The organism is Streptoalloteichus hindustanus, assembly GCF_900129375.1.
Classification (GTDB): Bacteria; Actinomycetota; Actinomycetes; order Mycobacteriales; family Pseudonocardiaceae; genus Streptoalloteichus; species Streptoalloteichus hindustanus.
The window spans coordinates 371,999-390,204 of record NZ_FQVN01000005.1 but is presented as its reverse complement, the minus strand read 5'-3'; the positions used below and the strand labels follow the sequence as shown (position 1 = coordinate 390,204).

The following is an 18,206-nucleotide window of genomic DNA, read 5'->3' as shown; positions in this document are numbered from 1 at the left end:
CCGGGCTGCGCGGCGGACGCGGTCACGGCCCACCCTCGACCCGGCGGCTCCACTGGACCATGCACTGGTCGTCGCGGTAGGCGCCCGGCAGCAACGCGTCGACCTCCCACCCGTGGGCCTGGAGAACCCGCGATGTCGTCGGGTCGGGCGGTTGGTGGGAGTACATCCGCCCGCCTTGCGGGCAGACCCGCTCCGGCAGCCGGGCGAGGAGTTCGGACAGGGCCTCCGGGTCCGCGGCGCACAGCGGCATCACCTTGGTGGAGCCGCCCTTCTTCGGGCCGGTCGCGGCGACGCCCCGCAACCGCCCGTCGCGGTCCACCACGACGTGGATGTCCTTGTACTTCTGGTTCAGGTCCCGGGTGTGGCGCCTCCGGTACGCCCGGACCAGGGCGTCCACCCAGTCCTGCCCCAGCCCCGTGCACACCGGCTCGAACGCCGCGAGCACGAGCGCGGACATCGCGGGAACGTCCCCGTCGACGAGGTCGCGGACGGTCAACTCGCCCCGCCCGGGCGCTGGCTCGGGCGCGTTCAGCACCTTGTACAGCATGAACTCGCGGACACCCGGCTTGTACTGCTCGAACGCCGAACCGGCGACGACGAAGCCGTTGAGCCGCATGAACCGCAGCGTGGCGGGGTTGGTCTCGGACACGGTGCAGTAGAGCTGGCGGGCGCCGGTCGCGCGGGCGTACTCCTCGGCCTTGGCCAGCAGTGCGTAGCCGCCCAGCAGCCGGCCCCGGTACGAGGGGCTGACCAGCAACGGGCTGATCTTGACGGTGCGCTGGCGCTTGCACACCAGGTGGACGACGCCGTAGCACTCCCGCGCGTCGGCCAGGACGAACATCCGCTGCCGCAGGGAGAAGTGGCCGTACCGGTCGACACCGCCCGCCAGGTGGGCGTCCAGGACGCGGTCCGCGTGGGCGAGGTGGTCGCCGGAGTAGTGGGCCGGCAGCGACTCCGCGAAGAGCGCCCGCACGAACTGCCGATCCGCCTCGGTCACCGGGCGCACCCGCGCCTCGGCGCCGTTCGGCTCGTGTCTGTTGCTGGTGTCGTGGGCACCGCTCGTGTCGGGGCCGTTCGTGTCGGGGCCGTTCGCCCCAGAGCTGTTCGTGTCAGAGCCGTCAGTGTCGGGGCCGCTCGTGTCGGGGCTGCTCGTGTCGGGGCTGCCGCGGTGGTCGACGGTGATCCGGTCGACCACCCGCTCACCGGTCCGGCCGCGGGGTTCCTCGACCAGGCTCGCGACCGTTCCGTCCGGTCCGCCCGGGTCGATGTCACGAGGGAAGTTGTCTTCGCCGGGGAAGGTTGCTGCCACGTGCCCTCCAGGTGCCCGACCGTGCGACCGACCGACCCGAACGCCGCCCCGGACGAGTCGCGGAAATCCGGTGATGAGGACGTCGCGACGCCGGGGCGAATGCCGCTCAACTCCGGGGATCGACGTCCAGTCGCGCGGGAATCAATTTACCCAACATCACGGTATCCGTCACCCGCATCACCGGTAAGGGTTAAGCGAGCGATCCGCGAGCCACCTGCGGGAGTGATTGACGACGGCGATCCGTAGCATTTCTTTCCCCATTTCGGGCTGACGGAGGAGTGACGCGGTTGAGAGCCCTTCCCCGAGGTGATACGAGTGGAGCCGCGAAGTCGTCGGTTCCCCACCGGTGATCACCGTCCGGCCCGGGACCGGCCCGGACGGCAGGTCGCACGTGGGCGGGGAGACGGGAAATGGCCAGCACCGGGAAGCGGATCACCGTGTCGCCCCTGGGTTCCGGAAGTCCGTTCTGGGTCGGAACCCTCGCCGGTCTGCGGGAGTGCCCGGAAATCGAGGTGGTCGACGGGTGGGCGAGTCGGCCGGGTGATCCGGAACCGGACGTCGTCCTGGTCGAACGACCCGACGACGCGGTCCGCCGCGTTCTCCGGAACGCGGTCCGGACGGGCGGGGATTCCGCGCGCGGCCCGAGAGTGCTCGTGTTCGACGACGGGGGCGAAGCCATCTGTCACCACCAGGTTCACGGAGTGCTGCCCAGGAACTGCTCGGCGCCGGAGGTCGTCGCGGCCATCCGCGTGGTCGCCGCCGGCTACTGGCTGACCAGCTCGCCGCCCGGCGGGCGGTCCCCTGGCGGCCGGTCCGAGCCCCGGGTGGACCCCGCCGCGCTCGACAGCCTCAGCGACCGCGAGCTCGACGTGCTCCTCCTGATCGCGCGGGGCTGCGACAACGGCGCGATCTCCCGGAAGCTCTTCCTGAGCACCAGCACCGTCAAGTCGCACGTGCGGCGGCTGTTCGCCAAGCTCGGGATCCGGCACCGGACCGAGGCCGTCGGGTTCGCCTACGAGACCGGTCTGGTCGAGCCGCTCACGTCAGCTCCCCCCGCTCGATCCGCTTCGCCAGGCTAGGCCGGTCGTACTTGCCGTTGGCCGTCCTCGGCAGCTCGGCCACCACGTGCACCGCGTCCGCCAGCATGTACGGGGGCAGCCGCCGCGCGCCGTGCCGCTTGACCTCCAGCAGGTTCGGCGCCCGCGCCCCGGGCCGGACGACGCAGACGGCGTGCAACCGGGCAGCCAGCCCCTGGCCGGTGCTCACGACGACGGCCTCGGCCACCCCGTCGAGCTCGACCAGGGCCGACTCGACCTCGGCGATGTCGATCCGGTGCCCCCGCACCTTCACCACGTGGTCGCGGCGACCCACGAACTCCAGCTCTCCCCGCTCGTCGCGCCGCACGAGGTCGCCGGTCGCGTAGGGGCCGACCTGCGGCGGCTCGCCCCAGTAGCCCAACATCACGGTCGGCCCGGAGACGACCAGCTCGCCGACGGACCCCTCCGACGTCGTCGCCAGCGTCAACGTGTCGCCGCAGCTCGCGCGGCCGATCGGGATCACGCGGTCGGGAACGCTCTCCAGCGGGCCGATCTCGTAGGAGCTGCACACGTTGGTCTCGGTCGGCCCGTACCAGTTGAACAGCCGCACCGCCGGCCACGCCACCCGCAGCTGGCGGACGTGCTCGACCGAGACGGGCTCGCCGGCGACGACGCAGCAGCGCAGCCGGGGCGGCGGCGGACCGGCCAGCAGCCCACCCCTCGTGATCATCAGCGCCACCGCGGAGGGCACCGAGTACCAGATCGTCAGCTCGCGGTCCCGGATCAACCGCACGAGCTGCTCGGGGGCGTAGGCGGCCTCGCTGCTGACCAGGTGGACCGAGGCGCCGGCGTGGAAGGCCGCGTAGAGGTCGAACACCGACAAATCGAAGTTGAACTCGGCGTGGTTGGCCAGCCGGTCGGTCGGCCCGACGGCCAGCTCCGCGCACGCCCACCGGACGAACGCGAGGGCGTTGCCGTGGCTCAGGCACACCCCTTTCGGCTCACCGGTCGATCCGGAGGTGTACAGCACGTAGGCGAGGTCGTCCGGTGATCCCCGGTGCGGTGCGGGCGGTGGGAGCCCGGCCGCCTCCTCGGCGAGGGATGTCAGCTCGCACCATCTTCCGGCCTCGTTCTCCGGCACGTCGGTCGTGGCCAACCGAGCCATGCCGGCCGTGTCGGTCACCCGCAGCGCGGGTGCGCACCCGGTGGCCACGCGTTCGGCCCGTGCCGGCGGGTTCGCCGCCGAGAGGGGGACGTAGACCGCGCCGACGCGCAGGCAGCCCTGCATGAGCGCGACCGTCGCCGCGCTCTTGGCCGTCCAGATCAACACCCGGTCGCCGGCGGTCACGCCGCGCCGGGCCAGTGCCGCCGCGTACCGGTCGGCGAACTCGTCCAGTTCCCGGTACGTCAGCGCGGTCACGGCGTCCTGGACGGCGAGCGCGTCCGGCGTCCGGCGCGCGGCGGCGACGACCAGCTCGTGCAACGTCACAGGCCCAGCTCCTTCGCGACGAGGGTCTTCTGGATCTCGGAGGTCCCGGAGAACAGCAGGCTGGGCACGCTGTCGCGCAACGCCTTCTCGATGCCGGCCCCGACCAGGAAGCCCTCCGCCCCGAACAGGCGGACGGCGTCCAGCGCGTTGGCCACCGCGCCCTCGGCGACCGCCAGTTTCGCCAGCGCCACGGCGAGGTTCGCGCTCCCGCCCCGGTCGATCTCCCAGCACGCGCGGTACAGCAGCAGCCGCGCGGACTCCGCCCGCAGCTTCATGTCCACGACCCGGTGCGACACCGCCTGGAAGTCGGCCAGCGCGCGGCCGAACTGCCGTCGGGTCCGGACCCGGTCGCGCACCTCGTCCAGGACCCGGTCGATCAACCCGAGGTATCCGGCGAACAGGCAGGTCCGCTCCCACCGCATCGAGTGCTGGAAGACCGCCGCCCCACCGCCGGGCTCGCCGAGCACGTTCTCCCGGGGGACGAAGCACTCCCGGAACGTCACCGCGCCGGCGGGCACCTCGTCCAGTCCCATCTTCGGGAACGGCTCGCCGAGCACCACGCCCGGACCGCGGGCGTCGACCACGAACGCGGTCTGCCCCAGGTAGCCGAGCTCGGGATCGGTGGTCGCGTAGGTCACCAGCACGTCCGCCACCGGGCCGTTGCTGACGAAGCTCTTCGTGCCGTCGAGGACGTAGCCGCCGGGGACCTCCCGCGCCCGGGTGGCCAGCCGGCTGACGTCGGAGCCGGCGGCCTCCTCGGTCATGGCGTTGCCCGCGACGAGCTCACCGGAGCACATCCCCGGCAGGTAGCGCTCCTTGGCCGGCGCGGAGCCGAACCGGGCTGTCGGCACCGCGCACGCGAACAGGTGCGCGCCGGCCGCGAACACCAGGCCGGTGCTGGTGCACGCCCTGCCGAACGCCTCGAAGCAGCGGGCCGTGTCCAGCGCTCCCAGGTCCTGGCCCCCGTGCTCGCGCGGCAGCGGGAGGCCGAGCAGCCCGACGTCCGCCACCGCCCGCCACTGCCGCCGGTCGAAGTACCCGGAACCACCCTGGAAGTCGTCGTTGGCGCACATCTTCGCCACGGCGTCCAGGATCTCCTGGTGACGCCGCTCCTGCTCGTCTGTCCACGCGAAGTCCATCGCGCCCTCCCCTGGCGACACCCGCCGCGCTCATCCCGTGCGTACGTCCGAAGTGGACATCCAAAGTGGACACCCGAGTGGGCACCCGAGGTGGACGCCGCTCGCTCTAGTCGGCCGGACAGCCGGCACGCCCCCGCGCGCCGCACCCGGTCCCCAGCCACACCAGGCCGGCCCTGGCGAGCGGCTCGGGGTCGAGGTGGTTCCTCGGGTCGACGACGGTCCGCCCGGTCATCGCCTGCGCGACGAGCGCCCAGTCGATGGCGCGGAACTGCGGCCACTCGGTGAGGACCACCACCGCCTCCGCCTGCTTGGCGACCAGGTACGGGTCGTCCACCACCACCACGCCGGGCAGGTCGGGCGAGACGGCCGGGTCGTGCGCGACGACCTCCGCGCCCTCCAGGCCCAGCAACCGGACCACCTCGATCGCCGGCGAGTCGCGGAGGTCGGAGGTGCCGGCCTTGAACGCCAAGCCCAGCACCCCGATCCGGACCCCGGCCAGCCGGCCCCCGACGGCGGCGCGGACCTTGGCGACCACCCGCCCGCGGTGCCGCTGGTTCGCCTCGACGGCGGCGCGCAGGAGCCCGAAGTCCACGTCCGCGACCGTCGCCATCCGCAACATCGCCGCCGCGTCCTTCGGCAGGCACGAGCCGCCCCAGCCGGGGCCCGGCCGCAGGAACCCGGGGCCGATCCGCCGGTCCAGCCCCATGCCCTCGGTCACCGCCCCGAGGTCGGCGCCCAACCGCTCGCACAGCTCGCCGAGAGTGTTCACATAGGACAGTTTCATCGCGAGGAAGCAGTTGGCCGCGTACTTGACCATCTCCGCGCTCCGCGCGTCGGTGCGCACGACCGGCGCGCCCAGCCCGGCGTAGAGCGCCGCGACCCGCTCGACGGCGTCCGGGTCGTCGGCTCCCACGACGATCCGGTCCGGGCCGAGGAAGTCCGCAACGGCGGTGCCCTCCCGCAGGAACTCCGGGTTGGACACCACGGCGACGTCGTCCCTGGCCACCAGGGCGGTCAGCCGCGCGGCGGTGCCCACGGGCACGGTCGACTTGCACACCAGGACGGCGCCGGGCCGCACGACGCGGCGGAGCTCGTGGACGACGGACTCGACCACGCCGAGGTCGGCGGCGCCGGCCGGCCCCCTCGGGGTGGGGAGGCAGAGGAACACCGCCTCCGCCTCCCCCGCCGCCTCGGCCAGGTCGACCAGGAACCGCAGCCGCCCCGCCGCGAGGCCCCCGGCCAACAGGTCGGCCAACCCGGGTTCGAGGATGTCGGTGCGGCCGTGGCGAAGCCGCTCGACCTTGGCCTCGTCCACGTCGGCGCACGTCACGTCGTGCCCGAGGGAGGCGAGGCAGGCGCCGGTGGTCAGCCCGACGTAGCCGGTGCCGACGACCGCGATCCGCTGCGGGAACACCGAGGACCGCCCACGGCCTAGTCTTTGTGGAAGCACTGGATGAAGGCGTACCCCGAGCGCCCGTAGGTGTACTCGGTGTGCTCGTACGCCTCGTAGGTGTGCCGCTCCACCCGGACCGTGCGGAAGTGCGGGACGTACTGCCAGCGCAACTCCGGTTTGGTGCTGAAGAACGGGATGAACACCCCGCCGGGACGCAGCGCGCGCACGACTTCGGGCATCACCCGGTGCCAGATCTCCTCGTTCCGCCACACCTCCATGTCCAGCGCGGGGTCGAAGAACATCCCGTCGATGCTCTCGGTGGGCAGTTCGCTGACCTTCTCGAAGAAGTCGCCCTGTTCGACGTGGAGGGTGGGTGGCGGTTCGGGATGGCGTTCCCGGAACAGGTCGATCACCTCAGGGAACAGTTCGAGGACGGTGTGCCGCTCGGTGGCGGGGTTGTTCGCGATGCGCAGGGCGGACATCCCCAGGCCCAGCCCGACCTCGTAGAAGCGGGACCCGTGCTGGCAGAGCAGGTCCGCGCTCGCCCACATCAGGTCCCGTTCCCAGGCCTGCATGGCCTGTTCGCCCCCGATCGAGAGGGTCACCTCGTCCTCGGTCTCCACGAGCTTGATCTCCGGCTTGGCGGTCGTCATCGCTGCTCTCCTCGGCTCACGGGTGGCGGACGGGCTGCTGGGCGGGGACGACACCGAAGTGCCGTCGGGCGGTGGTGATGGCGAGGTCCTGCACGACGTAGGCGGTGAAGTAGTACGCCTGGGGCGAGGTGTCCTCGGCGAACCGCAGGGTGAAGCGAACCTCGCGCTCCTCGTCGGGGCTGAGGCGCACGCGGGTGGTCACGGGGTCCACCGCGCACGCCGTGCGGAGGTAGGTGGGCACGAACAGGCCGAGTTGGGCCGGGCCGCGCCGGCTTCCCCGGACGCGGAGCCGGACCACCAGCTCACCGCCGTGCGGCGCCTCCTCGGCGGCGTCGGCCCACAGCTCCGGGGAGTCGGGGATCCGGAACACCACGTCGCCGCACCGCATGCAGACCACACACGTGGTGTCGAGGACGTGCGGGAGCAGGCCCCGGCGGAGGAAGCGCTGCGCCGGCCGGCCGCAGTGGCAGGTGACGGCCTCGGTCGCCTCGGCGGCCAGCCGGCTGCGATCCCCGAAGTGGGCCGGGAAGTTCATGATCTCGTCCTCGGGGTTGTCCGCGACCTGCCGCGCGATCACGTGGTCGAGCGACTGGAGGTCGGCCTCCAGCGAGGCGCGGATCTCCCCGGGGTCCTGGTCGGCGGTGTGCGTCGGGCGCGCCACCCAGCCGTCCACCTTGCGGGCCAGTTTCCCCAGCCGTGGCCGCAGTTTGTGCTGGGGCGGCAGGAGATCGCCGGTGAGGAGCGCGGTCAGCCGCCGGCCGACGCCCAGGACCAGCGGGTCCGGCGCGTGCTCGGCGGGCTGGGGCGCGGCGGGACGGTTCGGTTCGGGCACGCCGAACCGCAGGAACGCCGGATAGGGGTGGGAGGCCGCGAGGCTGGCGTTGAGCACGTCGGTGGAGTCGGCGCCGGCGACGGCGCCCCTGGCCCACGCGACGTTCTCCGGCCGGTCGGTGTCGTGCACCGACACCGCCGACACCACGGTGCGGGCGGGGCTGTCCAACGCGTTGAGCAGGAGCTGGTACCTCGGGTCGTAGAGAGCGAGGTCGGCGAGAGGGCCGCTGTTGCACGCGCTCAGGACGACCTCGGTGGCCCGCACGTTCCGCAGCGGGACGAGCTTGTCCTCCGGCTTGTAGCAGGACAACCCGTAGCCGCACCGCGGCCGGAGCAGGTCGGGGGACGGCGGCACGCCCGGGTTGAGGCCGCAGATGGTGAACTCGCCGAGGTTGATGCTGTCGTCCTTGCCGTGCCCCTGGAAGACCACGCGCCGCCAGGAGCGGTCGAGGATCTCCGCCTGGATGTCCCGCCGCTCGAAGTCCCGGTCGTCGAAGACCAGCACCTCGTCCGTCCTGGGTGGACGGTCGGTGTCGGTGAAGACGCCCACCGCGGACACGGCGGCGCTCGGCGCGGCGTACTGCTTGGCGAGGTGCCAGCTCAACGAGGGCACGTCGCGTCCACTGAGGAACGACGGGCCGCCCGTGGGGCAGCGGTAGCTGGCCAGCAACAGCTCCCGCACCGGGTCGAGGCGGAGCTGGTCGTAGACGCCCACCACCAGCAGCTCGCCGGCCTCCCGCCGCAGGGCCGCCAGGTCCAGGTCCGACGCCGCGAGCCAGGTCGTGGCCAGCGGCCGGGCGAGCGCGACGAGCCCGGGTGGGAGCTCCTCGGCGCCGAGCAGCACGCCCGTGGTGAGCGGGTCGGGCCGGCGGGGGCCGGCGTAGAGGTCGGGCGCGGCGGCGAGGCCGTCGCGCAGGTCGTCCCGCCCCGCGACCAGCACCGGGACCGACCCGGTCGTCCCCGCGAGGAACTCCTCGACCGCCTCGGCGTACTCCTCCGTCGTGTCGAACGGGTGGAACAACGGGTCCCCGCGCTCCGCGTCGGGGGGTGCCGTGGCCCGGCGGTGGCCGGCGACAGCGGAGTTCATCCGTGCTCCTCAGTGGTCAGTCTCGTGGTGGTTGTCGGAAGGTCGGTCGGAGAACGCTCAGTCGGAGAACACTTCGGAGGGCGTGCGACGGGAAAGCACGCCCCTGGCGGCGAAACACAGCACGGCGACGGCCAGCGCGACGGCGACGGCGACGGCGAAGACCCCCCTGGCCCCCGCCCGCTCGACCAGCAGCCCGCCCAGTTGCTGGCCGGCCGCCTCGCCCACGACGGTGGCGGTCGAGGCCCAGGTGAAGGCCTCGGTGAGGGTGTGCGGCTCGGCCAACCCCCGGACGAGGGAGAGTTCGGTGGCCGCCACCAGGGCGATGGGCAGCCCGCCGACGGCCAGGGCCAGGCCGAGGGTCGGCTCGGAGAACGCCAGCACCGGCAGGGCGAGACCGACGGCGTAGGCGAGGACCAGCCAGGGAAAGCGCTGGTGGTCCGGCCGCCCCATGCCGAGGTTGCCCAGGAGCAGCACCCCGACCGCGCTGCCCACGCCCCAGCACGCGTAGACGAACCCGGTGTGGCCCCGTTCCCCGTGCTGGTCCACGAAAGCCGGGATCGCCAGGGTGAGCAGGCCGATCGGCACCGCGTACCCGGCCATGAGGGCGAACAGGGTCAGCAGACCGCGTTCGCAGAGCGGGCCGAGGCCCACCGCGCCCCCGCCCGCCGGCCGGACGACGGCCAGGGCGGGGGTCAGCGCGAAGCCGCAGGCGGCCAGGCCGCCGACCGCCGTGATCACGGTGAGGCCGAGCGAGGCCGAGCCGGTGATCATCAACGCGGCCAGCAGCAGCGGCGAGCCGATGATCAGCAGTTCGGTCAGCAGGGACTCCCACAGGTAGGCCGTCTCCCTGGCCCGCTCGTCGAGCGGGAGCCGGGCCCACAGCGAGCGGACCGAGGAGTTCGCCGGCGGGGGCAGCGAGCCGGACACCGCCGCCATCACGAACTGGGCCGGCGTGCCCGGCTCGGTCCACCAGATGAACGCGGCCATGCTCAGCGGGAAGGCCAGGCCCGTGACCAGCAGGACGGGCCGGTGCCCGTGCCGGTCGGCCTGCCGGCCCACCCACGGGCCGAGCACGGCCATCGCCAGGGTGTAGACGGCCGCGACGGTGCCGGCCTGGACGTAGCTGCCGCCCTGTTCCCGGACGACGAGCACGATGGCCAGGGTCATCAGGTACACCGGCAGCCGGGCCAGCACGCTCCAGAAGGCCGCCGCGGCGACCTTCGGCCGGGTGAGCAGGTGGGCGAAGCGGCGGAGGACGCCGACCATCACGCGTTCCTTCCCGGGGTCGCGCCCTACCGTGCCGCGACGGCAGGCGGGCCAACGGGTTCGATGTCGATCCGGAAGCGGTCGAGCACCTGGCGCATGCGCCGCTCCACCTCCTCGGCGGACTCGCCCGCCACGTGCGCGTAGCCGGCCGAGTTGTGCGACATGCGTCTGGCCGTCACCACGTCGCCGGGGCCGTGCCGCAGGACCGCCTCGATCACGCCGGGCATCGCGAGCAGTTCCTCCTCGCCGGTGATGTGGTTGACGCGGCCCGACTCGGGCAGCGGGAGCAACAGGTCGCCGACGCAGCGCCGCGACCGGTACGCCAGGTCCGGCCGGCGGCCGAGGTAGACGTCGAGGGTCGCGGCGAAGACGTCGAACCCGTAGGCGTGGCCGTGGTTGGCCGGGATCTCGCAGCCCGCCAGGCGCAGGCCGACCTCGCCGACGAGCACCCGCCCCCGGTCCACGAAGAACTCCATGTGCAGGTACCCGTGGTCCAGGCCCATTCCCGTGACGATCCGCTGGGTCAGGCCCCTGAGGTCGACGTCGGGACCCTCACCGGAGCCGAGGCTGATGTTCGCGTTGATCGCACCGTCCACAATGGACAGAGGTCGGGCCGGCATGGCGCTCGGCCAGACGTCGAGCACCGCGCCGTCGAGGACCAGCGCGCAGTTCTCCCACTCCTGACCGCCGACGTACTCCTCCACCATCCAGGAGCGCGCCGGCGCCAGGTCGAGCCGGTCCACGTCGCGGTCGTCGCGCACCAGGAACGTGTCGATGCAGGCGAAGGAGTCCACCGGTTTGACCACCACCGGCCAGCCGTGCGACCGGCCGAACTCCTTGACCTCGGCCGTGGTGGCGACCACGCGGTGGTCGGCGGTGGCCAACCCCAGTTCGCGGAACCGGTCCTTCATCGCCGCCTTGTTCCGCACCCACCGGACCTGTTGCTCGGTCAGGTGCGGCAGGCCGGCGCGGCGGGCGAAGTCGTGCGCGATCTCCTGGGCCGGCTCGGACGGGTTGCAGAAGAACGTCGGCCGTCGACCGATCCGCGCGGTCATGTCGTGGTAGCGGGCCACCTCCTCGGCCAGCGGGACGTCGTCCCGCACCCAGAACGCCGGTAGGTGCGCGGTCTCGTCCAGATAGGAATCCGGGAAGAGCGCCCGGTGGGCCGCGAACCGCAGGAGGACGAGGTCGACGTCGTCCCGCCGGATCACGTGGCGGCAGAACGACAACGGCCAGCCGTCCACGAGGAGGAGCACGGGCCGCTCGCTCACAGCTGCTCCAGCAGGGCGCGGGCGTTCTTGGCCGCGACCGCCTGCTCGTCGGCGCTCAGCTCCGGGAACAGCGGCAGGCAGACGATCCGGCCCAGGCGCTCCCTGGTCGCGGCGAAGCCGTCCCGGCTCAGGCCCGCCGTCTCCGGCGTGTCGGGCGCGAAGCTCCACGGGAATCCGTCCGCGTAGAGGGAACGGCGCCCGGTGAGCACCGGGTGGGCGGGCAGGAAGTACTTGTCCAGCGTCCAGTTGGGGACGCCCTGTTCGGTCAGCGTCGCCACCGCCCGGTCCCGCAGCTCCCGGCTGTCCAGCTCCAGCCGCACGCTGATCTTGACCTCACCGGCGGTCCTGGGCAGCGGCCGCATGTCCGACCGGCGCGGCAGTTCCGCCACCATGATGTCGTAATGCCGTTGCAGGCCGGCCAACACCTCGTCGAGGTGCCGGAACTGCTGGAGCTGGATGGCCGCGACCTCCTCGCTGGTGACGAGGTTCTCGCCCCAGAACGCGTCCTCGTTCCACACCGGGTAGCGCCCGGGCTGCCGCGCGGACCCGTGGTCGTGGTAGCTGCGCATGAGGGAGTACGCGGTTTCGTCGTTGGTGGTGACGAGCCCGCCCTCGCCGGAGGTGAGGACCTTGTTGTGGTGGAAGCTGAACGTCCCGGCGAACCCCTTCGTGCCGGCGTGGGTCCCGTCGGGGAAGCGCGAGCCGAGCGCCTGGGCGGCGTCCTCGATGACGTAGGGGACGTGCGCGGGCACCTCGGCCAGCCCGCCCTCCATGTGGGCCACGATGACCCGCTGGGCGTCGGCGGGCAGCAGACCGGCGTCCAGGGAGAGGTTCTCGTCGATGTCCACCGGAACCGGGACCAAACCGGTGGACAGGACCGCGCCCGCCACCGCGACGAAGGTCATGGCGGGGATGTGGACGACGTCGCCGATCCTGGGCCGGGTCACCACCAGCGCCAGCCGCAGGGCCTCGGTGCAGTTGTGCACCGCCAGGACGTGCCGGGCGCCCAGCCGCCGGGCCGCGTGCTCCTCCAGTCGGGTCGCGCAGCTCTCGGGCTGCCGCTGGTAGCGGAAGAGAACCCGGTCCCGCACCGCGTCCCGGAGCTCGGTCATGTCGTCCCAGTCGAGGTAGTTCGCGCCGTAGGGGAGGAACCGCATCCCGAGCCGCTTGTCCAGGCTCATCGCACGTCCTCCTCGGTCAGCGGGTACGCCTCGTCGAGCACCATCGTCTGCCCCCTGTAGTTGTGGAGTTCGAGACCGGCCTCGGTCGCGGAGTAGGACGGCCGCGCCATGGGGATCTTTCCGAGTTTGGTCGTCAGCACGTACTGGGGAACACCGAAGCCCGTGATGTGGCCCTGCAGGCCCGCCATGATCTCCCACCCCTTCTCCACGGAGGTCATGAAGTGGGAGACGCCGACGACGTTGTCGCAGTGGTAGATGTAGTAGGGCCGCACCCGGATGCGAAGCAACTCCGTCATCAGTCGGCGCATCGTGGCCACCGAGTCGTTGATTCCCTTGAGCAGCACCGTCTGGTTGCCCACCGGCACGCCGTGCCGCAACAAGCGGTCGACCGCCGCGGCCGCGTCGGGCGTGATTTCCTTGGGGTGGTTGAAGTGCGTGTTCAGCCAGACCGGGTGGTAGCGCGAGAGCATCTCGCAGAACTCGGTCGTGACGCGTTGCGGCAACAACACCGGGAACCGGCTGCCGATCCGGATGATCTCCACGCTGGGGATCGCCCGCAGCGAGGAGATGATCTCCTCCAGCTTGCCGTCCCGGTAGGACAGCGGGTCGCCGCCGGTGAGCAGCACGTCGCGGATCTCCGGGTGCTCCGCGATGTACCGCAGGTCCTCGTCGTAGGAGATGCCCTCGTCGTCCCGGAAGTAGGTGCCGTCCACGTCGGTGGTGTGGAACTTGCGGGTGCAGTGCCGGCAGTAGACCGGGCACGCCTCGGTCACCAGCATGATCACCCGGTCCGGGTACTTGTGGACGACGCGGTTGGTCCTGCGGTAGAACATGTCGCCGACCGGGTCGACCTCGGCGTGCGGGAACTCCGTCAGCTCGCCGGGGGCCGGCACGGCCTGCTGGCGGACCGGGCAGGACGGGTCGTCCGGGTCCATCAGCGAGGCGTAGTAGGGCGTGATGCTCCACCGGTACTTCCCCGCGCTCTCCCGGATCGCCCGCTCCTCGTCGGGCGTCACCCTGATCCACTCGCGCAACTTCGGCAGGGACGTGACGCGGTGCCGCATGTGCCACCGCCAGTCGGCCCACTGCTCGTCGGTCGCCGTCCTCTGTGGACTGGTCCACTGTGGATCTGTCCGCTGCGGACTCGTTGGCTGGAGACTCGTTGGCTGGGGCCTCGTTGGCTGGGGACCGGAGGGGGCCGTCTGCGCCGTTCCCGGCGAGGAACCCTGGTTCGACATCCTTCGCTCCATTCGGAGGGCGTCGTCGCGTGCTCGTCTCACACCGGCGCGAACGTGACCTGTCGGACCTGGCGGGCGACGCGCTGCGCGCCGCGCAGGTCGTCGGAGGCGAGCGCCACGCTCCCGGTCACCACGGCCAGCCCGCCCGGCGTGGGCGCGTCCGCCAGGTCCGCGGCCGTCACCGCGGCCGGGGTGCCCCACGGGTCCGCCAGGGCGGCGACCAGCCGCTCCTGACGGGCGTTGGCGGGTGGGAGGAGGACCACCGGGGCGCGGCGCGCCCAGGCGAGGGTCGCGGCCGTCAGGGTCGGCGTGGCGAGCAACTGGCCCGCCTTCGCGTGCGCGTCGTCGACGTCGATCTCGGCCACCGAGCGCACCCGCGTCCTGTCGAGGCCGCCGAGGCCGTCGGCGAGGGCGTCGAGGTGCGCGTCGCCGACCACGAGGACCTCGTCCGCCCAGCGTCGCCGCCAGGTGTCCACCACCGGCCGGAGGACCTCGCCGACGTACCGGCGGGCCTCGGCCGCCGAGCCCCCGGCGAGGGAGACCAGGGCGAGCACGCCGTCGCGATCCCTGGTCCGGCGGAGCCGGGCCGGGGCCATCGTGCCGACCCCCGTCACCCCGTCCCACAGCGAGGGGAGCCAGGCCGGCCGGTGGCGGCAGCGGACGGTCACCCCGTCCGGCCAAGTCTCCGGGTCGACGGCGGAGGAGCTGAGGAAGACGACCGGCACCTGTCTTCTGGCGAGGTCCTCAGCCAACGGGATGTCGTCGCAGACGAGCGCCGCGTCGGGTGAGTCCTCCCCGGGAGGCGCGTGGCCGTCCTCGGTCCTCATGAGGACGTCCACGTCGGTGAGGTGCGCGGCGACCCGTCGCGCAGCGGTCACCGAGTCCACGTTCCTCTGGTCGGCCGCGACGAGCACCCTGCGGCGGATGGCAAACCCGGTCCCCATGTCTCCTCCTGTCCGGCTCGGTCAGTAGTGCCAGGCCGGAACGTCGCCGAGGCGGGCCACGTCGTCGCTGTACCCGGCGGCGGTCGTGGAGCACCCGCCGCACACCAGCGGCCCCTGTTCCCGGAAGAAGTCGACGTGGTCCCGGAAGGTCGGGCTGTCCAGGGCGACGACGCCGCCCTCCCTGAGCGGCGCGCCGCCCTGCTCCTCCCCCGACCGGTGCGGCAGGCAGCTGCAACCGAAGACGCGCCCGTTCTTGCCGTCGAGGTAGATGACGTCGTCCACGACGTGACACAGTGGACGGTTGGCCCGGGGTGTCTGGGAGTGCCGGAAGTAGCGCTCCTGCTCCTCGGGCGTGTCGCCGTAGAACCGCTTGCCGAGCGGCACCAGGACTTCGGCGGGATCGGCGGTGTAGATCGGGTCGCAGACGGCGCGCACGTGGTCGGGGTCCGGGTAGGTGATCGTCCGCTCCAACTTCAGCGCGGACAGCTCCCATTGCCGCACACCGGCGTCCGTCAACACCTTCTGCAGGTCGGGCATCTCGGTGTAGTTGTGCGGCCCCACCACCGTGTTGACCCGGGGGAGCACCCCGAGCTCGCCGGCGCGGCGCAGGCCGGCCAGCCCGTTGGCGAACATGCCCGGCGACCGCCGGTAGACGTCGTGCGTCTCGGCCGACGAGCCGTCGATGCTGACGATGACCTGGGCGAGGCCGGCCGCGGCGAGATCGCCGATCATCCGGGGGAGCAGCATCCCGTTGGTGATGACCGACATGCGCATGCCGTGCTCGGCGCCGAGCCGGACGAGCGCCAGGACGTCCTGGTGCATCAGGGGTTCGCCCCCGGTGAACCGGACGTACCGGACACCGGCCGCCACGGCCTTCGGGAGCAGCTCGGCGAAGTCCTCGACGGTGAAGCGGTAGGTGTCCCGGGACAACGCGAACTCGCACATGAAGCAGTCCGCGTTGCACGCCTCCAGGATTCGGACGAACAGGTAGCGGTCACGTCGTGCCGGTCGGTTCATCGGGGAAGCACCCCTCTCGCTCAGGAGCGTGCCGGGGAGGGTTGGTGGGACCGGTTTGGTTGGTGGGACTGGGTTGGTTGGTGGGACTGGGTTGGTTGGTGGGATCGGGCGAGGGCGAGCACCGCGTCGGCGACCTGGTCGGCCCCGCGGACCCCGACGCGCCGGGCCAGGCCCGACCAGTCGGCCCCGCGGCGCAGCGCGCCCACCGCGGCGCGGATGCGCGCGCGGAGCTCGCGCCGCACCGGCTGGGGCGACTCGGCGGCCCGGCCGATCCCGCCGTAGATCACGGCCAACGCGGCCTCCTCGCCACCGGCCCGGCTGGCCATCAGGTGGTCCTCGGAGAGGACCTCCTCCGGCCACCGGACCCGGGTGTCGGCGGTGCAGGCGGCGGCGTGCTGACGTCCGTTGAGGACCTGGCTGACGTTCTGCGGTGGCAGGCAGACCACCGGCGTTCCCCGGCTGCTCGCCTCCAGGAGGGTGGTCAGCCCCGGTGAGGTCACGAGCACGTCGCACCGGTCGAGTTCGGCGAGGAACTCGGCGTGGCCGAGCGGGCCGACGGAGATGGCGGGCACGGCGCGCGCGGCGGGCTCGCCGGCGGTGTCCCGCGCGAGATCGGCGGTGAGATCGGCGGTGAGCTCCCGGACGAGGTCCGGTGGCAGGTTCCCGGCCACGTGGACCTCGCGGACACCGGCGTCGGCGAGGGCGGCCAGCGCGGGCGGGAGCACGAGCCGCGGATACCCGGTCCAGTCCGGAAGCCGGGGAGCGCGGAGACCGCCGAGGTTCACCAGCGCCCGTCGGAGCTCGGCGCCGCGGCGGGGCGGGGGCGCAGGGGGCGACGGGCGGACCACCGCCTCCACCCACCGGAGGTTGCGGACCGCGTCCAGCACGGGTCGGCAGTCCGGAGGGAGGTCGACGCACCGCTGTGCACAGTAGACAGTGGAGTCCAGCGGCAGGAGGGGGCGGTCCCCCTCGGTCCACAGGAAGGGCAGGCTGTCGACGAAGACGGTGGGCAGGCCCGCCGCCTCGAAGGCGGTGGCCACCGGGTCCAGCACGACGAGCCCGACGGTGGCCCGCTCACGGCGCAGGACCTCGGCGAGGGCGTCCTGGTCGGTGTGGCCGTTCCGCCCGTGGGCCGGGACGTCGTGCCAGGCGGCGATGTCCAGGCCCGACAGCAGGGGGCGGCCGAGCGCGGAGCCGATCCCGACCACGCGGGGCGGTTCCGCCGCGCGGCGGCGGATCGCGTCGAGCACCGCGCTGAGCTTTCCCGCGCTCCCCCAGCCGAACTCGATGCCGGCGACGGCGATCGTGACGGGTTCGCCGCTCATGCGGCGCCCCCGGTCCGGACGAGCGCGGTCCGGACGAGCTTCCGAACAGGCCTTCGATCAGGCCTTCGAGCGAGCACGGGGAGCATCATCAGAATAATCATGGAGTCGTCCCGCATCCTGCCTCCACCGTCGTTCGCGAGAAACGCTCGCGCAGTGGCCGTGGTATCGGGGGAACCAGCCGCCATCGATGCTATCGACGTCGCGTCAACGTCGTGAAGACGTGCCCAGTCCTCACTTCGAGTGAAAGACGGGAATTAGCGGGATGGCCCGGTGCGCGCGTGGTGCGGGCCAACTCGCTCGGGCCGACAGGAGAGGAGACGGGCGAAAGACACGCGGAAAGCCTTGTGCCGCACCATCAACGCGCTACGGCGGAACCGGGGCAGCCACCCCGACGAAATCCCTGGTCGCACCGCCTCTCCTCGCCCGCTTCCACCGCGAGGCCACCCGGGCGCGGCGCTTCTCGACGCACAACGCGGGCACCCGCGCCGTCGCCTCGCCGTCAACGTCACTCGCGCCGACTGACGCAAGTCCAGCTCCCACGATCGAGTGGCGCAATCATCCTCAGCCCGGAGGGTAACAACAGTGTGTAACCACTCCGCCGACGCGCGGAAATCCCGGGCCACCAGTCCTCCGCAAGGAGATCGATCTCCCACTCCACCTTTTCCCGGTTCCCGGTCAGCCGGCGAGGAGGAAACGCTTCTCGATGGCCGAACACATTTCTGCGCCACCACGGAAAGTTCCGAGGGAACAACTCCCCGACCCGAGTTCCGGGCGGCGGCTCGCCACCCCGGGGGCAGGCCAGCACACCCCCGTACCCTGCGGCTTCCCGAACCGCGGCCACCTCGCGGAACCCGCGGGGTCGAGCGTTCCCGCGAGACGCCCCCGCCCTCGGCGGGGAGCCTCGGAAAAGCCCGACGCGACGTGTGCCCGTGGGCCGGCCGCCCCAATGTCGGCGCGTCCCCCTCGCGGATCACCGTGTCCGCGTCGGAGGAACCGAGAACTCCGACGACACCGCGGAGTTCGCTC

General features: G+C 72.4%; 14 protein-coding genes. 1 reads left to right on the top strand and 13 read right to left on the bottom strand.

Features of this window, described 5'->3' with window-relative positions:
* Positions 1-22: 22 nt before the first annotated feature.
* A complete protein-coding gene (locus tag BUE43_RS17585) occupies positions 23-1,309 on the bottom strand; it encodes a GNAT family N-acetyltransferase (protein ID WP_073484452.1) in 1,287 nt (428 codons plus the stop codon).
* 410 nt (positions 1,310-1,719) lie between these two features.
* On the opposite strand from BUE43_RS17585, the gene BUE43_RS17580 reads away from it, so the two are divergent.
* The gene (locus BUE43_RS17580; RefSeq protein WP_073484450.1) at positions 1,720-2,388 is read left to right on the top strand and encodes a response regulator transcription factor; all 669 of its coding nucleotides are present in this window, start codon (positions 1,720-1,722) and stop codon (positions 2,386-2,388) included.
* Here BUE43_RS17580 and BUE43_RS17575 read toward each other — a convergent pair.
* The 12 genes from BUE43_RS17575 to BUE43_RS17520 all read right to left on the bottom strand — a co-directional run bounded on the left by BUE43_RS17575 (position 2,348) and on the right by BUE43_RS17520 (position 17,180).
* Positions 2,348-3,835 carry an AMP-binding protein gene (locus BUE43_RS17575; RefSeq protein ID WP_073484449.1) on the bottom strand — a complete coding sequence of 496 codons (1,488 nt, stop codon included), beginning with the start codon at positions 3,833-3,835 and terminating at the stop codon, positions 2,348-2,350. The two genes, BUE43_RS17580 and BUE43_RS17575, sit on opposite strands and share 41 nt — an antisense overlap.
* A complete protein-coding gene (locus tag BUE43_RS17570) occupies positions 3,832-4,974 on the bottom strand; it encodes an acyl-CoA dehydrogenase family protein (protein ID WP_073484447.1) in 1,143 nt (380 codons plus the stop codon). Before BUE43_RS17570 ends, BUE43_RS17575 begins: the two co-directional genes overlap by 4 nt.
* A 106-nt stretch (positions 4,975-5,080) precedes the next feature.
* Positions 5,081-6,388 (bottom strand): UDP-glucose dehydrogenase family protein, encoded by a 1,308-nt coding sequence (locus tag BUE43_RS17565; RefSeq protein ID WP_073484446.1) that lies wholly within the window; start codon positions 6,386-6,388, stop codon positions 5,081-5,083.
* A 17-nt stretch (positions 6,389-6,405) separates the two neighbouring features.
* Positions 6,406-7,020 carry a class I SAM-dependent methyltransferase gene (locus tag BUE43_RS17560; RefSeq protein WP_073484445.1) on the bottom strand — a complete coding sequence of 205 codons (615 nt, stop codon included), beginning with the start codon at positions 7,018-7,020 and terminating at the stop codon, positions 6,406-6,408.
* Positions 7,021-7,036: 16 nt separating this feature from the next.
* Entirely contained in the window at positions 7,037-8,938 is a 1,902-nt protein-coding gene (locus BUE43_RS17555) for a hypothetical protein (protein ID WP_073484443.1), read from the bottom strand.
* Positions 8,939-8,995: 57 nt separating this feature from the next.
* Entirely contained in the window at positions 8,996-10,204 is a 1,209-nt protein-coding gene (locus BUE43_RS17550; RefSeq protein ID WP_073484442.1) for an MFS transporter, read from the bottom strand.
* Between the two features lie 26 nt (positions 10,205-10,230).
* Positions 10,231-11,475, bottom strand: coding sequence for an ATP-grasp domain-containing protein (locus tag BUE43_RS17545; RefSeq protein ID WP_073484441.1), 1,245 nt, complete (start codon positions 11,473-11,475; stop codon positions 10,231-10,233).
* The gene (locus BUE43_RS17540; protein WP_073484439.1) at positions 11,472-12,656 is read right to left on the bottom strand and encodes a DegT/DnrJ/EryC1/StrS family aminotransferase; all 1,185 of its coding nucleotides are present in this window, start codon (positions 12,654-12,656) and stop codon (positions 11,472-11,474) included. The genes BUE43_RS17545 and BUE43_RS17540 overlap by 4 nt, the downstream gene beginning before the upstream one ends.
* Positions 12,653-13,894, bottom strand: a complete 1,242-nt coding sequence (gene blsG, locus BUE43_RS17535; RefSeq protein WP_083959774.1) for an arginine 2,3-aminomutase — start codon at positions 13,892-13,894, stop codon at positions 12,653-12,655. The genes BUE43_RS17540 and blsG overlap by 4 nt, the downstream gene beginning before the upstream one ends.
* A 38-nt stretch (positions 13,895-13,932) precedes the next feature.
* A complete protein-coding gene (gene blsF / locus BUE43_RS17530) occupies positions 13,933-14,838 on the bottom strand; it encodes a CGA synthase-related protein (protein ID WP_083959773.1) in 906 nt (301 codons plus the stop codon).
* 21 nt (positions 14,839-14,859) lie between these two features.
* Positions 14,860-15,855 (bottom strand): cytosylglucuronate decarboxylase, encoded by a 996-nt coding sequence (gene blsE, locus BUE43_RS17525; protein WP_073484435.1) that lies wholly within the window; start codon positions 15,853-15,855, stop codon positions 14,860-14,862.
* 20 nt (positions 15,856-15,875) lie between these two features.
* Positions 15,876-17,180, bottom strand: a complete 1,305-nt coding sequence (locus BUE43_RS17520; protein ID WP_073484433.1) for a hydroxymethylcytosylglucuronate/cytosylglucuronate synthase — start codon at positions 17,178-17,180, stop codon at positions 15,876-15,878.
* Between the last annotated feature and the right edge of the window lie 1,026 nt (positions 17,181-18,206).

Coding starts and splice junctions, on each gene's coding strand:
- BUE43_RS17540 (WP_073484439.1), bottom strand. CDS start 12,656: ATGAGCCTGGACAAGCGGCTCGGGATGCGGTTCCTCCCCTACGGCGCG.
- BUE43_RS17520 (WP_073484433.1), bottom strand. CDS start 17,180: ATGAGCGGCGAACCCGTCACGATCGCCGTCGCCGGCATCGAGTTCGGC.
- BUE43_RS17580 (WP_073484450.1), top strand. CDS start 1,720: ATGGCCAGCACCGGGAAGCGGATCACCGTGTCGCCCCTGGGTTCCGGA.
- BUE43_RS17570 (WP_073484447.1), bottom strand. CDS start 4,974: ATGGACTTCGCGTGGACAGACGAGCAGGAGCGGCGTCACCAGGAGATC.
- BUE43_RS17555 (WP_073484443.1), bottom strand. CDS start 8,938: ATGAACTCCGCTGTCGCCGGCCACCGCCGGGCCACGGCACCCCCCGAC.
- BUE43_RS17550 (WP_073484442.1), bottom strand. CDS start 10,204: ATGGTCGGCGTCCTCCGCCGCTTCGCCCACCTGCTCACCCGGCCGAAG.
- BUE43_RS17560 (WP_073484445.1), bottom strand. CDS start 7,020: ATGACGACCGCCAAGCCGGAGATCAAGCTCGTGGAGACCGAGGACGAG.
- blsE (WP_073484435.1), bottom strand. CDS start 15,855: ATGAACCGACCGGCACGACGTGACCGCTACCTGTTCGTCCGAATCCTG.
- blsF (WP_083959773.1), bottom strand. CDS start 14,838: ATGGGGACCGGGTTTGCCATCCGCCGCAGGGTGCTCGTCGCGGCCGAC.
- blsG (WP_083959774.1), bottom strand. CDS start 13,894: ATGTCGAACCAGGGTTCCTCGCCGGGAACGGCGCAGACGGCCCCCTCC.